The organism is Bradyrhizobium sp. LTSPM299 (assembly GCF_000938235.1).
In the GTDB taxonomy this organism is placed as follows: domain Bacteria; phylum Pseudomonadota; class Alphaproteobacteria; order Rhizobiales; family Xanthobacteraceae; genus Bradyrhizobium.
Genome location: NZ_JYMU01000072.1, coordinates 87,150 through 102,437, shown reverse-complemented (window position 1 = coordinate 102,437; position 15,288 = coordinate 87,150). Strand labels below are relative to the sequence as shown.

Genomic DNA, 15,288 nt, shown 5'->3' with positions numbered 1-15,288 from the left:
CGGCATGAGGTCTCCCAGGAGCGATGCGAGATGCGGGCCTAGACCGGATCCCGGCGGCGTTCTCAGGCGCAGATATCCAGAATGGCTAGCATGTAGATGCGGATCATGTCGATGAAATCGACGATGTCGACGCGCTCATCGGGCATGGTGTTGTAGCGACCGCCAGGGCCGCAGACGATGCCTTGCATCCCGCCAAAATAGTGCAGATGACCAGCGTCGGTCCCATAGAAGCAACTCGGGGTAACGGCTCCCGTCGGCTGCTGTTCTCCGCGCACCGTGCGATAGGCGCGGTTGATTGCCTCGACGATTGGGCTCGTGGGCGCCACTTCGAACGGCGGCATGGTCGGCACGCCGGCGCGGTCCTCCGACATGATCTGAGCCTTGAGGCCAGGAAACCGTGCCTGGAGCGCGTCGAGCTCGCCACGCATGTCGGCCAAGGCCCCGGCCTCGGACTGGCCCGGTGCGTAGCGGCCCGAGCCCTTGATCCGCACGAAATCCGCGACCTGGGGCGTGCGCCATTCGTGCAGCTCGCGGCCGAGCGCGCCGTGGACAACTCCGACATGGACGCGGTTGATCCGCTCATGTTCCGGCGAGAGGGCGCCCGAGAATTTCATCGCATTGAGGCGCGGAATGAGGTCGCACGCGGCCGTGATGGCATCGACCGCCTCTTCGCGCTTGGACAGATGGCGGGTATTTCCGGTCAACTCGATGATGAACATGAAGGCCGCGGCGTGCATCGTCATGGCCTTCAGATCGGTCGGCTCAGAGTTGATGAAATAGTCGGCGCGAAGTCCCTGCTCGACCAGCGAGTAGGTGCCGACGCCGCCTTGCAGTTCGCCGACCACATAGGTGAGGATGACGTCGCCGCTGAGTTTGACCCCGGCGTTGATCAGCGTCTTGACCGCGCAGAAGTAGGCGGCATCGCCGGCCTTCATGTTGGAAACGCCGATACCGTAGATGAAGTCGTCGTCGACCTTGCCTGCCCAGGGGTCGACGGTCCAGCCCTCGGTCACCGGGTTGGTGTCGAGATGGCCGTTGAACATCAGGCTCTTGCCGCCGCCGCTGCCCTTCCAGCGGCCAACGGCGTTGACCCGCCCCTCACTGCCGAAGGGGGCGAGCTCGGTCTCGAGGCCGATCTCGCGCATGCGGTCGGCCATGAAGGCCGCGAGCTGCTTTTCGCCGTCTGTCCTGGAGTAACTCTTGTGCTGCACCATGCGTGACAGGAAATCGAGGGCGGCGGGGACGTCGATGCCGGCGAGAAGTGCTTTGGTGTTGTGATCCATGGGGGAAATCCTTGTCGTCAGCCGACCGGCACGGGGGAGGCGGCCATCAGTTCGCGGGTATAGGGATGGAGGTGGTCTGCGTCGAAATCCTCGACGGGCAAAAGGTCGACCACTTCGCCTCGGCGCATCACGGCGATGCGGTGGGCGATCTGACGGATGAGGTTGAGATCGTGGGTGATGAAGAGAAAGGCGGTTCCAGTTTCCTCGCGCAGCGCCAGCAGCAATTCGATGATCTGAGCCTGCACGGAGACGTCCAGCGGCGCGGTGATCTCGTCGCAGATCACGAGTTTCGGCCGTGCGGCGAAGGCACGCGCGATGGCGATGCGCTGCTTCTCGCCGCCTGAAAGCTGATGTGGCCAGCGGTTGGCGTAGGATGCGGGTAAGCGAACTTGGTCGAGCAGGCCGGAAATATCCCCGAGATGGCCGCCGTAGAGCTTGAGGGGACGCGACAGGATCTCGTCGATCCTCTGACGCGGATTGAGCGAGGAATCCGGATGCTGGAAGATGATCTGCACGTCGCGGCGGTACGCGGCGTTCATGTCGCGCATGCCGTGGATCTCGCGCTCGTCGAAGGAGATCTTGCCCGAGAAGCGTGCAAGCCCGGTAAGGGCGCGCGCCATCGAAGACTTGCCCGAGCCGGACTCGCCGACGAGACCGAGGATTTCGCCGCCACGAATCTCAAGCCCGATCTTTTTCGTGGCCGGCGGTGGAGCTTCGCGGAACAGCCCGCCGCTGCCATAATGGACTTCGATGTCGGAGGCGGCGAGAAGGACCTGGTCACGCGGCTTGTCATGGACGAGACGGCGCTCCGGTCTGGGCACGGCGTCTACAAGTGCGCGCGTGTTGGCATGGCGCGGCGCGCGGAAGATGTCGGTGGCCGGCGCCTGCTCGACCAGGCGGCCGCGCTCCAGGACCGCGACTCGGTCGGCGACGCGCGTCACAAGTGCAAGGTCGTGGGAAATATAGAGCGCGGCAACGCCCGTCTCGCGGCGTAGTCGCGCGAACAGTTCGAGGATGCGCGCGCCAGTGATCACGTCGAGTGCCGTGGTCGGCTCGTCGAACAGGATGACGTCGGGTCGGCAGCCGAAGGCGGTAGCAATGATGACGCGCTGTTTTTCCCCGCCGGAGATTTCGTGAGGGTAGCGCCGCATGATTGCGGCAGGATTGTTGAGATCAACATGGCCAAGCAGATCGACGGCGAGCGCGTCAGCCTCGCGCCGCTTGAGGCCGCGGTGCTGGATCAGGGCTTCCGTGATCTGCTGACCGATGGTGAGTGTCGGGTTGAGTGAGGTCGAGGGATCTTGAAACACCATGCCGAGCCGGCGTCCGCGTATCTTTGTGAGCTCGCGCGGGCTCAATCGTTGCAGGTCGATGTCGCCGAGACGCAAGGAGCCAGCGACTTCGCGGGCGTTGCCCGGGAGATGACGCATCAACGCCCAGGCGAGCGAGCTCTTGCCGGAGCCGGATTCCCCGACGAGTCCCAGCACCTCGCCCGGCTTGATCTCCAGCGAAATGTCGTGCAGCACGCGTACCGTCCCGGCGGACGTAATGTAGTCGAGCGTATAATTCTCGATCGAAAGCAGGGGGGTCACCGATCGTCCTTCGGATTGAGTGCATCGCGAAGACCATCGCCGATCAGGTTGAAGGCGATGGCGGTGAGTGCGATCGCAGCCGAGGGCGCGATCAATCCCCATGGCGCCTGATGCATGTATTGGCGCGCATCGGCCACCATGAGTCCCCATTCGGATGCAGGCGGCTGGGCGCCGACGCCGAGAAAGCTCAGCGTTGCGAACAGCATCACGGCGAAAGATACGCGGATGGTGGATTCGATCACGATCGGCGCCATGACATTCGGCAACATCTCGCGGAAGATGATCCAGGGCGCTCCCTCGCCACGCGCGATGGCAGCTTTGACATAGTCCTGATTGCGTACGTTGAGTGCGGCTGAGCGGGTCACCCGCGCCATGCCCGGTGCAAAGGCCACCGCGATGGCAATGACGGCGTTGCCGGCGCCGTTGCCGAGCGTTGAGACCAGCAACAGGGCCATCAGAAGACCCGGGATCGCCATCACGGCGTCGTTGGTGCGCATGATCGCTTCGTCGGTGCGTCCGCCGAGATAGGCCGAGCCGACGCCAATGATCGCGCCGACCGCGCTGCCGACCAAGGTAGCGATGAGCGCCATCGGCACGGTCGAACGTGCGCCGACCATCAGTCGGCTCAGGATGTCGCGACCGAATTGATCAGCGCCGAGCCAGTTCTGCGAGCCGGGCGCACGGAATCTGCCGAGAAAATCCATCTTCTCAGGTGCATAGGGCGCCAATGCCGGTCCGAACAGGCAAGCAGCAGCGACAAGCACTAGCGCCACGACGCCGACAAGGCCCTGCGGCTTTCGGATCAGGCGGATAAACAGCTCAGTCATAGCGGATCCGCGGGTCGAGAATCGCATAGGCCATGTCGGCGAGTGTGTTGGTGACGGCATAGGTCGCCGCCATGATCAATGCGCCCGCCTGGATCGACGGCAGGTCGCGCGTGGTGATGGCGACCATCAGCGCCCGTCCGATGCCGGGAATGGCAAAGATCTCCTCGATCACGATGATACCGCCGAGCAGGTAGCCGACGTCGAGCGCGATGATGGTGACGACCGGCAACAGCGCGTTGCGCAGGGCATGGCGAAACAGCACGGTGCGTTCCGGCAGGCCCTTCAAGCGCGCGGCGCGGATATAGTCCGATTTCAGCACGTCGAGCGTCTCGGAGCGCATCATGCGCATGACGTGCGCGACAAGGATCACCGAGACGGTGAGCACCGGCAGCGCCAGATGACGGATGCCGCCGCCGAAATCCTCCAGTGGGGAGACGTAGCCGGTCGCGGGCAGCCAATGCAACGTATCGGACAGCAGAAGGGCAAGCAGCGTCGCGGTGACGAATTCCGGCAGGGATATCCCAAGATAGGCAATCAGGCTGACGCCCGTGTCGGTGAGCCTGCCTTGCCGCAGCGCCGCTACCACGCCGAGCGGCACGGCAACGGCCAGCGTGACCAGGATGGCCGATACGGCAAGCAGCAGTGAGCGCGACAGCGCCGCCAGCATTTCCGGGCCGACCGGCTGGCTCGTGCGCATCGAGATGCCGAAATCGCCGGTGAAGACGTGGCGAGCCCAGCGCCCATATTGCAGCCAGGCCGGATCGCCGAGCCCGAGCTTCGTCCTGAGCGCGGCTAGCGCGTCGGGCGTCGCGTTTTCCCCGAGCAGCGACTGGGCGGCGTCCGCCGGCAGGATCTGCGTGATGGCGAACACCAGCATCGAGACCACGATGACGGTGTAGACCATCAGCATCAGACGGCGCGCGAACCAGGCCAGCGTCACTGAGCGCCTCCGGTCTCAGGTGCGCTTCGGCGCGCCGGCGCCGAGCGAGACCAGGTCGAGGCGGAAGACCGATCCGCGCGGGTGCAGCACGTAGCCGTCGACGTATGAACGTTGCGCCGCGAGCAGGTCGAAGAATGCCGGAATCACCGATGGTACTTCGGCGTTCATCATGTCCTGTGCCTTGGCGTAGAGAGCCGTGCGTTTCGCGTCATCGGCCTCGACTCGGGCCGCATTGATGACGGCGTCGAAGTCCGCGTTGTTCCAATGTGTCTCGTTCCAGGCCGCGTTCGACGTGTAGAGCAGGTTGAAGATGGCGTCGGCGGTCGGCTGCATGTTGTAGAAGCCGACGTAGAAATTGCCTTTCTTCCAGACCTGATCGAGATAGGTGGCATGCGGCATGGTCTGCACGTTGATGCGAAAGCCGGCTGCGGCCGCCATCTCGCGAACCGCGACGCCGAGCTGTGTGCGGGTCGACGGCTTGTCGGATGCAACCAGCGTTAAATCGATGCCGTTGGGATAGCCTGCATCGGCCAGCAGCTTCTTCGCCATGGCGATGTCGGGCTTCTTCAGCGGAATGTCCTTGTAGAAGTGGTAGGCGGAGCTTAGCGGCGTATCGTTGCCAGGCGTGCCGTAGCCGCCGGCGACGAAGCCGACGGTTGCCTCGCGATCGACCGCCAATGCCAGGGCCTGGCGAACGCGCACGTCGTTGAACGGCTTCTGATCGCATCCGAGATTGATATTCAGGAACTGGCCGGATGGGGTACGCAGGGCCTTGACGCCATCCGCCTTGACGAGGCGCTCATATTCACCCGGCGTGGTCGTGAGCAGTAAATCGATCTCACCGGAGATCATCGCGGACGCTTCAGCGGTGCGGTCAGGATAGATGAGCAGCTCGATGCGGTCGAGGTAGGGCCGCGTCGGATCATAATAGGCGGGGTTACGTTCGACGATGATCCGGCGATCGGGCTCGTAGGCTGCCAGCTTGAATGGGCCGGTGCCGTTGGCGGTGGTCGAAAGGCTCGCGAGGTCGCCGGCGATGACCTTGGCCGGAACGATGCGCGCGTTGAGATAGGTGAGTGCCACTGGCAGGTCGGCATAGGCGCCGGTGAGCGCGAACTTGACGGTCAGCGGATCGACCGCGGCGACTTCCTTGATCGGGCCGACATTGGTGCGGCCGGGAGAAGCGGTCTTGGGATCTAGGATGGCATTGATGGTCGCGACGACATCGTCGGCGGTCAGCGGCGAACCGTCGTGGAATGTCACGCCCGAACGCAGCTTGAAGGTCCACTCCGTCAGGGTCGCGTTCGGCTCCCACGAGATAGCAAGGTCCGGCTCGACGGTCATATCCGGCTTCAGCCGAGTGAGGTTGGAGTAGAGCAGTTCGGTGACGAGATATTCCGGGTTCACGCGCGCCTGCATCGGATGGATAACCGATGCCGCCTGGTCGACCGACATCCGGAGCACGCCGCCGCGCTTCGGCGCTTCGGCGAGGGTGAGTTTGGGCAGGCCTGCGAGGCTGATTGCAGTTCCGGCGAGGAAAAGACGGCGCGTGACGGACAGCATAGATGCGGCTCCTTGCGTTAGCGGCCGGCGGCTGCTTCGGGAGAAAGATCGGGACGGAATTCGGCGGACAGATAGGCAAGGACCGATTTCGCCAGCGCGACGATGTCGGCGAGCGTGGTGAATTCGCCGGGCGCGTGAACGCGGCTTTCCGGCCGGCCGAGGCCGGTCAGCAGGATCTCCTGCATTCCGGTTTTTTGCACCCAGCCGAAATCGGAACAGCTCGTCGCGCCCCATTTTGCGAATTCCTCGGGTGCGTATCCGAACCCGACCGAGAGCGCCTCCTGCCAACGCGGCCAGTGTGGACCAGTCGGATCGGACGTCGGCATGAGGTGACCGGTGAGGACCATCTCGATCTCGGCGTGGGGCGCGGCCTCGCGGACGGCGAGCTCGATTTCGCTGCGCGTGGCGAGGAAGTCCTCCTCCGGCGCGTAGCGGCGGCAGATGAGGATCTCAAACCGCGAGGGAATCTGTCCGCCGCATTGACCGCCATGGGCGGCGGAAATATCGAGCTGTGCAGCGAGCTGATGCGTTGCGTGCGGCGGCGCGGGCAGGACGGACGTGCGCTCCGCGATCTTTGGCTTCAGCGCCGCGAGCGCATTGAGGATCGGCAGTGCGGCCTCGATGGCGTTGGCACCGCTTCCTGCGCTCGCAGCCTCGCTCGCATGAAGCGTCCTGCCGTGGACCCGCACCAGAAGCGTGAAGAGGCCAAAGCAGCCGGCCCAGATACGTGGCGCTGCCGCACCGTTGAAGTTGAGGATGTGACCTTCCAGCAAGTCCTGTTCGGCGAGATAGCGTATGCCAGGGTAGAGCCCGCCTTCCTCGTCGGTGCAGTGCAGCAGCATGGGATCGTAGCCGAGCGGCAGGCCGATTGTGTCGGCGGCTCGCAGCGCCAAGAGCACGGCTGCGATGGTGCCCTTCATGTCGGCGGCGCCGAGGCCGATCAGTCGGTCACCATCGCGTGTCAGCAACAGGGGATCGGTTTCCCAGCCCGGTGCAGCCGGTACGGTATCGACGTGGAAGTATAACCCCAGGACCGGCCGGCCGGAGCGGCGGCGCGCGATGAGATTGGTTCTGCGCCCTTGCGCCGGGCCACCCGCCACGCGCCACAAATGTTCGGGGACATCGACGCGTTGGCAGTCCAGGCCGAGCTCTGCAACAGCGCTCTCCATCAAGCCGGCAAACGCTTCGTATCCCGCGCCGGGCGGGAAAGTCGTGTCGATTGCCACCATCCGCGCAAGATCGTCGATCGCACGTTCGGCTGTGCGCTCGATCTCGGCGAAACCGTGGGCCAGCGTCGGGCTGGCCTGTCCTGGGCCGGGCGGTGGAGAAATCATTTGCGGCGGCTCATTTCTATATTCTATAAAGAAATAGACGAAGCCGATTGCTGTCAATTCCAAAGAATGAGGCAGGCGTGACCGGTAAACAGGCAAAAGCAGCGGCGAGCGGCTCATCCGGCCTGCCGGTTCCGTTGTACGAGCACGTCAAACGGCAGATCGCCGAGGCGATCTTGGTGGGCGAACTGTCTCCGGGCACGGTGCTTCCCGGTGAAGTTGCGCTTGCTGCGCGATACGGAGTTGCGGTCGGCACCATCCGCCGGGCGCTCGCGGACCTGACCGCCGACGGCATGCTGGTGCGTCGGCGCAAGACCGGGACGGTCGTGACAGGCCGCGCACCTCAACACAGTCTGCGCTTTTTCTTCCAGTATTTCCGACTTCATGGCGAAGACGGCGGCCTCCAGCGTTCCGTGCCCGAAGTCTTGTCCGTGGTGCTGCGGCCGGCAGATGCGGGGGAGGCGGTGCTCTTCACGGAAGCCATTGGTGAGCCGCTGCTTTGTCTTCACCGCATCCGGCGTGTTGGCCGCGTGCCGGTGATGCATTCGCGAATACGGATCATCGCGCGCCGCGTGCCTGATTTCCCGCGCAAGGCCACGAATGTGCCTGCGCTGCTCTATCTCCATCTGCTCGACGCCTACGGCATTCGTATTGCAGCGATACGCGAGAAGCTCTTGGCGGAACTCGCCGACAAGGAGGATCGGCGTCTACTCGCGCTAGCTTCGCCGAACGCCGTTCTGGTGATCCGCGAGGAAGCGTACGATCAAGCCGGTGCGCTTGCGATCCTAAGCGACCACCGCGCCACGACTGCGCATCATCACTACGTGAACGAGATCCGCTAGCCTGTTTCGAGCCGTGCCTAGCGCCCCTGACTCTTCCTACTGACCGACGATCACGTCGATTTCCTCCTTCAGGAGGGCGCCGTAGTGTTCGAGGACGCCTGGCCTTAGCTTCGCACAGAGCGCACGTGTGGCAGGTTGACGCAAAGCGGACTTTGACGCCCGATGCTAGATCCGGCTGGACCTAGTTCAAACTTCCCCACGATGGACTGGACCGACTGAGGGTATGCTGCCTTGTTTAAGGCATAGGCGGCACTGACCACCGGTTGACCACCGAAACCCTATGAACAAACAACGATAAAGGTGGTCTATGACGCGCGAACTCCATTGTTTTTGTTGAATATTTCGACCGTTACTTGCGTAACGGTCGGCGTCCCGTACGAATGGGAGCGCCCTTCGAACCACCGGCATGGATCGTCTGCTTCTCGCGATAGCGCCAACAGTGATCACCATCATGCGGTCGGACGATTATTAGGCCTTTCGAGGACGACCAACCTTCTTTCTTGGCACTGCCGGGGGCACCTCAAACAAGGCGCCCGGCTTGACCTTTAACGCGACTGATATGTGCCAGAGAGTAACAGCAGTTGGAGTACGATGGCGTAAAAATAGGATAGTGCAGCTTCAGCGACACCAGATTCTCGCCATCGCCAAAGACGTGGATTTCGACAAAGGCGTCGTTGGGTTTGGGCGGCGAGTTAGCCATCACGCAGCGCGTGTGATGATATCGGTATCGACCAGGCCCAAGCGGAATACTTTGTTGCTTGTCTTCCAGAGCACCTGTTGACGCTCGGCTGAATTCGGAAGCACGTCCTCGACGATCTGCACCTGCTCCTTGATCCCGTATGGCACCGGACCGAAATCGGAGCCGAACACCACTCGGTCCACACCGCACATTTCAATCGCGGCGCGTACCCCAATTGCGTTGAACCCCATGGTATCGACCAGGATGTTGGTCTTGAAATAGTCGATTGGCGACCGCTTGTTTGTGTAAGGCCTGCCGGCCGGCGGATTCTTGATCCCGTCGTAATTGAGGTGCCAACAAAATTCGAGGCGTCCAACAATCGACGCGAGTCCGCCGCCCATGTGGACGATCAGCACCTGCAGTTTTGGGTGGTGATCGAACACACCGGAGGCGATCATCCGGGCGCCGTTAACGGTCGAGTCGAAGGGGCGGCCAACCGCCTCGTTGAGGCGATATTGCATCAGCGCCTCGTGCCCGATCGACTGCATCGGCGGATGGATGTGCACCACGATATCATTCGCTTCCGCAAACTCCCACAGCCACTCGGCTTTGGGGCTGTCGAGGAAGATGCGATCCGCGCCGTCCCCATAGCTGGATGCCACTGAAATTGCCTTGGCGCCGCCGTTGCGGATCATCTCTTCAACAACGGGTCGACAGGCCTCTTCGAGCGCGTGTGCGTTGGCCGTCGGTACGAACTCGCCGGGATAGCGATTCATGATTTCCACATATTCGTCGTTCAAGTACTTGAGACCCTCGACCGTGCTGACTTTGAGCAGATCATTTGCAATCCAGGGCACCTCACCGCCGTTGGTCATGAGGCTGAGGGTGACGCCGCCCGCGCGCTGGATTGGCATGGCGTAGTCCAGATCGAAAACCTCACGATAGGCCATCAGGTCCTGAGCGTTGGTCTGCGGGAATCCCTGTTTCGGGTCAAGCAGGCCCTGCTCCTCCATCTTGGATTGCATTTTTTTCCCCCACGGGTGCCGGTGGGTATCGACGATGGTCCGGCGCTCAGTCTTGTTCGGTAGTGTCATGGAAGCCTCCTGCACAGCGTAATGACAATCTCCGGCACGGTGGATCACGCCAACGGCTTAAGCCTAGAGCTTCCGATGCGAGCGAAACAGGGGCGGAAATTACTCATGCGTGACAGCCACGTTGAGCGTTCAGACCAAGGTAGTTTCCGAATCCCTCGGGCCTTCGCCGCTGCCGATTTAGGTCGTCTTGAATCCACAAATAGGTTTACGGTCTTTCATCACCGCCGCCCTCGGCATCTATCGGTGACTGAGAGTTTCGTGCTCCCGCCGATTGCAGGGGAACCTTCATGCCGGGAACCAAGCCGACCTCGCCACTGCTACCTTTTGATTGCGCTAACTGTGACGACATCCTCTCGCGTCGATGTGTCGATTGTGAGCGCGTCTACAAAGCCCAGCAAGCCACGGTTGACCACTCAGCGTCCCATGAAACCAGTAAGTGGATTACATCCGATCTGTACCCACCAGGCTGAGCCGTTTCAGGGAGTTAGTTAGAAAGGTTGTTTTGCAGTGTGCGGACGCGTGGTCTGGACGCAGAGTTCCGCGATTTCGCCAAAGCTGCTTCTGAACACGATCCCGTTCTAAGTAGTTTCCGACGCTGCTAACAGCAATCGCCCTTCAGCTATGATCTAATTTGAACCTGATCGGATCGCATCCAGCGCCCGCCGTACGCGCCGCGACCGAATAGGCGCCCATCTCTTCTGCCGCGGGAGGATTGCATGTGCTGAAGGTCTTGATTGCCGAGGACGACCTGATGATCGCCGATTTGGCCGAAGAGGTTCTCGTCGAGCACGGATATGAGGTGTGCGGCATCGCCCGCACCGTCGTTGAAGCGGTAACACTCGCCCGGCACCATCGTCCTGACCTCGCAATCCTCGATCTGAGGCTGGCCGACGGCGGGCTCGGTACCGAGATCGCAGCGCAGTTACGTCCTTTTGACGGACTAGGTATTCTCTATGCCACGGCCAACATCTCGCAAGTCGTTCTTACAGACGTTGACGGCACTGCATGCCTTTCCAAGCCCTATCGCTCCGCCGACCTGTTGCGCAGCCTGGAAATCGTGGTCGAGATCGTCGCAACCGGCGTGACGCGATTACCGTTGCCTCCCGGGTTGCAAATCCTGCATCCGGCTAGTCCTCCGCAATTGGCCGTCCCGGCATGACTGAAGATGCTGCCAAGGTCCGCAAGCTTCTGCGTCAGCAGGCTGCGATTGCCACCTTTGGCAGCTACGCCCTTCGCGAAAGCGATCTGCTGAAAGTGTTGACGGAAGCGGCGCGTGTCTGTGCTGAAGGCCTGGAAGTGCCTTTCTCGAAAGTGTGCCGATACCGTGCGGGGGAGAATGATCTTCTGATCGAGGCCGGGTATGGCTGGCAGCAGGGCGTCGTCGGTCACGTCGTATCGCGCGCCGACGTGAGTTCGCCCCAGGGGCGCGCGTTCGCTACCGGCGAACCCTCGATCTGCAATGATTTGCGGTCGGACAATAATTTCGTATTGCCGCCCTTCTATGCCGCGCACGGCATCGTCTCGACGATCGACGTCATCATAAAAGGCGGCGATCGCCCCTACGGTGTGCTCGAGATCGATAGTGACAGGCAGCACGATTACGACCAGCACGACATAGATTTTCTCACCGGATTCGCCAACGTTCTTTCGGAGGCGGTCGCGACTTCGGCGCGGACCGCGACGCTGCAAGCCACCATCGAGCGGATGAAGGGGCTGGTCGAAGAGAAGGATCGCCTGTTGGACCAGAAGAAGATCCTGGCAGAAGAGCTCCAGCATCGTGTTCGCAACAACCTGCAACTTGTCTACGGTATGCTCAGTAAACAGCTGGACGACACCGTGGACAAGACCGGGCAACGGGGCATCAAGGCGATCGCGCGTCGGGTTTCCACGCTGGCACAGGTGTACGACCACTTGCTCGGCAACGAGATGACGCGAACCACCGATTTCGGCAGCTATGTGCGATCGCTGTGCGCCAATCTAGCTGAGCTACAGGGAGCGCCAGGTGGTGTTACGATGAGCTGTGATAGCGAGCCGCTAATCCTCGATCTAGATGTGGTGACGGCACTGGGGATCGTCGTCGCCGAGGTGGTCACCAACAGCTATGACCATGCGTTTCCCAACGGGAAGGGAGCGATCGTCGTATCGGTGCACAGACTGGCCGGCGACGTCGATATGGCAACGATGACCATCAGTGACAACGGGGACGGGTTCAAGCCCAAGCTTGGCAGCAGACGGCATGGGCTAGGCTTGGTACGGCGACTTGTCCAACAGGTGCGTGGGACTGCTATGGTGGACTCGGATGACGGCACGGTCTGGACCATAAAAGTTCCCGTACCGCACGATGTTGCGCTGACTGGGGCAAATCTCTAGGGATTCTGGCTACGACCTGAAAATCCGCAGCAAAGTCTTTCAACCCAAGCCTATTCGATACCGCGAATCGGAAATAGGGGGTGCCGTTCAGGGCCATCGCGGTGGAACCGCGCGCCTGAGCAATTTTGCCCGGTTTCCTCCAGTTGGCCCCCTGTGAGCGCGCCGCCGGAAGCTCGCGAATTTCTCGTGCACGGAAAGTTCCTTCCAACCATTTTGGCGCTTCCGCCCGGTTCGTGGGACCATTGGGCCGCGAAGGCGTTGTTGCGGTGCTCCGGAGCTGATCGCGCCGCAGAACTCCTCGCCCTTTTGAACCAAGGTAGGCGTCGCCATGCGACCTCTTTCACCATCGCAGAAATTACGTCTCGCGAGGGCTCGCTCCTCCGCCCAGTCTGGTGGGAACGACGGCCTTGGCGTCGTCAAACACGGCGATCCAAGCCGTCCGGCGCGATCGCGAATTTCGAAGGCGGATCAAAAGGCATTCAGCGGAGAAGTGCCGTCTGCCAACGGGAAACATCCTGCGACCAACGGAAAACTCTTGAGGTCGAAGAAGGAGATGCAGTCCATCAACGAAGAGCTCACCACCCTCAACGGAGAACTGGAAGAAACGCTCGAGCGGCAGCGTGCAACGTCCAACGATCTCCAGAACGTGCTGTACAGCACCAATGTTGCGACCATCTTCCTTGATGTCGACCTTAACATTCGTTTTTTCACGCCTGCGACCAGGCTTTTGTTCAATGTGCGTCCGATCGATATTGGTCGGCCGCTCTCGGACATGACCTGTCTGGCCGTTGATGAGACGCTTTTAGCAGACGCCAAAAAGGTGTTGCAGGCTCTCGAACCGGTCGAGCGGGAGATCGAAGCTCGAAGCGGAGCCTGGTATCTCCGTCGCATCTTGCCCTACCGCACTCAGGCGGGTGAGATCGAAGGTGTCGTAATCACCTTTGCGGATATTACGCATCGGAAGGAGGCGGCCGACGCATTGAGTGGAGCGAGGATGGAGGCCGATGCAGCCAACGCTGCGAAGTCGAGATTCCTCGCCGCAGCGAGCCACGACCTTCGCCAGCCGCTGCAGACGCTCGTGCTGCTTCAGGAACTTCTCGCCAAGGTGGTCGAAGGCGACAAGGCAAAAAAGCTGGTCACGCGCGTCGAGCAGACTGTGAGCGGTATGTCGGGAATGCTCAACGCATTGCTCGACATCAACAAGATCGAGGCTGGCACCGTTCGGGCGGAAATGATCAGTTTTCGAATCGATGCTGTGCTTGAGCGGCTAAAGGCGGAGCTCGGCTATCAGGCCGAAGCGCAAGGGATTGCCTTGCATGTGGTGCCTTGCAGCCTTTCGGTTCGGAGCGATCCGCGGTTACTGGAGCAGATGATCCGCAATCTGCTTGCGAACGCTTTGAAGTATACCAAGAAGGGACGGGTGTTGCTTGGATGTCGTCGCCACAAGGGAATGTTGAGAATCGAAGTATGGGACAGTGGCGTCGGTATTCCCGCTGATAAGTTTCAGGAAATCTTTGAGGAATACCGCCAGCTCGACAATGCTGCCCGCAATCGGAGTCTCGGCCTTGGGTTGGGGCTCTCGATTGTAAAGCAGCTTGGCGCATTGCTTGATCACCCGGTAAGTGTGCGCTCGCAGCTCGGCAAGGGCTCGGTCTTTTCGATTGAGGTCAGGCAATCTCTCGAGCAGATATTCGGCGTACAGGCACTGGTTCACGGGAATATGGCTAGCGCCGTTACTGTCCTGATTGTCGAAGACGATTCGGAAGTAAGGAGTGTTCTCGAGATCGGCCTAAATGTCGAAGGATATAGAGTCGCGGGGGCATGCGATGGCCCAACAGCGCTAAGTATGATCGAAGACGGCGTGCTCCGACCCGACCTGATCCTGTCCGACTACAATTTGCCGAACGAGATGAATGGACTGCAAGTTGCCGCAAAACTGCAGGAAAAACTGGGTGGACCTGTGCCGGTCATTATTCTTACCGGCGATATATCGACCGAAGCCTTGCGGGATATCGCGCAACAAAAATGCGTGCATCTCAACAAGCCGGCGAGCCTTGGTCAGTTGACCGCCGTTATCAGGCGCCTTCTCGTGCCGAAAGCGATCCCGGGAGATGTCACTCCGCCGGCTCAGACCAACGGGATAGCTGCCGCGCCCGTTGTTTTCATCGTCGACGACGACAACCAGGTCCGCGATGCGATACGCAGCGTGCTGGAGGACGATGGTCAGATCGTCGAGGATTATGAAGATGGAGAAGCATTCCTCGCGGCCTACCGGCCAGGGCGCGAGGCCTGCCTTCTTATCGATGCGAACTTGCCGGGAATAAGTGGCATAGAGTTGCTCAATTTTCTGAAGAATGCAGGTCATCATCTGCCTGCCATCATGATCACGGGCCACAGCGATGTTCCAATGGCAGTTCAAGCCATGAAGGCGGGCGCCTCGGATTTTGTCGAAAAGCCGATTCACGCCAGTGAGCTACTCGCGGGTGTTGCGCGCGCATTGGAGCAATCTCGTGATTCCAGTAAGCTGGTGGCCTGGCGTGAAGACGCCGCTCATCACATCGCTGGTCTTACCCGCCGGCAGCATCAGATCATGGACATGGTTCTTGCCGGGCATCCGAGCAAGAACATCGCGGCGGATCTCGGCATCAGCCAGCGCACCGTCGAAAATCATCGCGCCTCTATCATGAAGAAGACAGGTTCGAGGTCTTTGCCGGCGTTGGCAAGATTGGCGCTAGCCGCCACGTGGCAGGGATCGGAGTAACCGGTC

General features: G+C 61.2%; 11 protein-coding genes. 4 read left to right on the top strand and 7 right to left on the bottom strand.

Going from position 1 to position 15,288, the window contains the following annotated elements:
• Positions 1–62: 62 nt before the first annotated feature.
• From UP10_RS33565 to UP10_RS33540, 6 genes are read right to left on the bottom strand one after another with little or no spacing between them, the layout of a single operon-like run.
• Positions 63–1,283: a M20 family metallopeptidase gene (locus tag UP10_RS33565; protein ID WP_044591465.1), complete on the bottom strand. Its 1,221-nt coding sequence runs from the start codon at positions 1,281–1,283 to the stop codon at positions 63–65.
• A 17-nt stretch (positions 1,284–1,300) separates the two neighbouring features.
• Positions 1,301–2,875: a nickel ABC transporter ATP-binding protein NikE gene (gene nikE, locus UP10_RS33560; RefSeq protein ID WP_044591464.1), complete on the bottom strand. Its 1,575-nt coding sequence runs from the start codon at positions 2,873–2,875 to the stop codon at positions 1,301–1,303.
• Positions 2,872–3,702, bottom strand: a complete 831-nt coding sequence (locus UP10_RS33555) for an ABC transporter permease (protein WP_044591463.1) — start codon at positions 3,700–3,702, stop codon at positions 2,872–2,874. Before UP10_RS33555 ends, nikE begins: the two co-directional genes overlap by 4 nt.
• On the bottom strand, positions 3,695–4,642 hold the full coding sequence (locus tag UP10_RS33550) for an ABC transporter permease (protein ID WP_044591462.1): 948 nt from the start codon (positions 4,640–4,642) through the stop codon (positions 3,695–3,697). Before UP10_RS33550 ends, UP10_RS33555 begins: the two co-directional genes overlap by 8 nt.
• Positions 4,643–4,657: 15 nt before the next feature.
• Positions 4,658–6,205: an ABC transporter substrate-binding protein gene (locus UP10_RS33545; protein ID WP_044591461.1), complete on the bottom strand. Its 1,548-nt coding sequence runs from the start codon at positions 6,203–6,205 to the stop codon at positions 4,658–4,660.
• Positions 6,206–6,222: 17 nt separating this feature from the next.
• Positions 6,223–7,539, bottom strand: coding sequence for a M20 family metallopeptidase (locus tag UP10_RS33540; protein WP_044591460.1), 1,317 nt, complete (start codon positions 7,537–7,539; stop codon positions 6,223–6,225).
• A 77-nt stretch (positions 7,540–7,616) separates the two neighbouring features.
• Here UP10_RS33540 and UP10_RS33535 point away from each other — a divergent pair, with 77 nt between their 5' ends.
• Positions 7,617–8,378 (top strand): GntR family transcriptional regulator, encoded by a 762-nt coding sequence (locus tag UP10_RS33535; protein ID WP_044591508.1) that lies wholly within the window; start codon positions 7,617–7,619, stop codon positions 8,376–8,378.
• Positions 8,379–9,077: 699 nt separating this feature from the next.
• Here the strand turns inward: UP10_RS33535 and UP10_RS33530 are convergent.
• On the bottom strand, positions 9,078–10,151 hold the full coding sequence (locus tag UP10_RS33530; protein ID WP_082077387.1) for an amidohydrolase family protein: 1,074 nt from the start codon (positions 10,149–10,151) through the stop codon (positions 9,078–9,080).
• 718 nt (positions 10,152–10,869) lie between these two features.
• On the opposite strand from UP10_RS33530, the gene UP10_RS33525 reads away from it, so the two are divergent.
• The 3 genes from UP10_RS33525 to UP10_RS33515 all read left to right on the top strand — a co-directional run bounded on the left by UP10_RS33525 (position 10,870) and on the right by UP10_RS33515 (position 15,282).
• On the top strand, positions 10,870–11,310 hold the full coding sequence (locus UP10_RS33525; protein WP_044591458.1) for a response regulator: 441 nt from the start codon (positions 10,870–10,872) through the stop codon (positions 11,308–11,310).
• Positions 11,307–12,521 (top strand): sensor histidine kinase, encoded by a 1,215-nt coding sequence (locus tag UP10_RS33520; RefSeq protein WP_044591457.1) that lies wholly within the window; start codon positions 11,307–11,309, stop codon positions 12,519–12,521. The genes UP10_RS33525 and UP10_RS33520 overlap by 4 nt, the downstream gene beginning before the upstream one ends.
• A 553-nt stretch (positions 12,522–13,074) precedes the next feature.
• Positions 13,075–15,282, top strand: a complete 2,208-nt coding sequence (locus UP10_RS33515) for a response regulator (RefSeq protein ID WP_044591507.1) — start codon at positions 13,075–13,077, stop codon at positions 15,280–15,282.
• The last annotated feature ends 6 nt before the right edge of the window (positions 15,283–15,288 follow it).

Bases quoted from the DNA above. Each gene is read 5' to 3' on its own strand.
- UP10_RS33565 (WP_044591465.1), bottom strand. From the start codon at position 1,283: ATGGATCACAACACCAAAGCACTTCTCGCCGGCATCGACGTCCCCGCC.
- UP10_RS33555 (WP_044591463.1), bottom strand. From the start codon at position 3,702: ATGACTGAGCTGTTTATCCGCCTGATCCGAAAGCCGCAGGGCCTTGTC.
- UP10_RS33545 (WP_044591461.1), bottom strand. From the start codon at position 6,205: ATGCTGTCCGTCACGCGCCGTCTTTTCCTCGCCGGAACTGCAATCAGC.
- UP10_RS33540 (WP_044591460.1), bottom strand. From the start codon at position 7,539: ATGATTTCTCCACCGCCCGGCCCAGGACAGGCCAGCCCGACGCTGGCC.
- UP10_RS33530 (WP_082077387.1), bottom strand. From the start codon at position 10,151: ATGACACTACCGAACAAGACTGAGCGCCGGACCATCGTCGATACCCAC.
- UP10_RS33520 (WP_044591457.1), top strand. From the start codon at position 11,307: ATGACTGAAGATGCTGCCAAGGTCCGCAAGCTTCTGCGTCAGCAGGCT.
- UP10_RS33515 (WP_044591507.1), top strand. From the start codon at position 13,075: ATGCAGTCCATCAACGAAGAGCTCACCACCCTCAACGGAGAACTGGAA.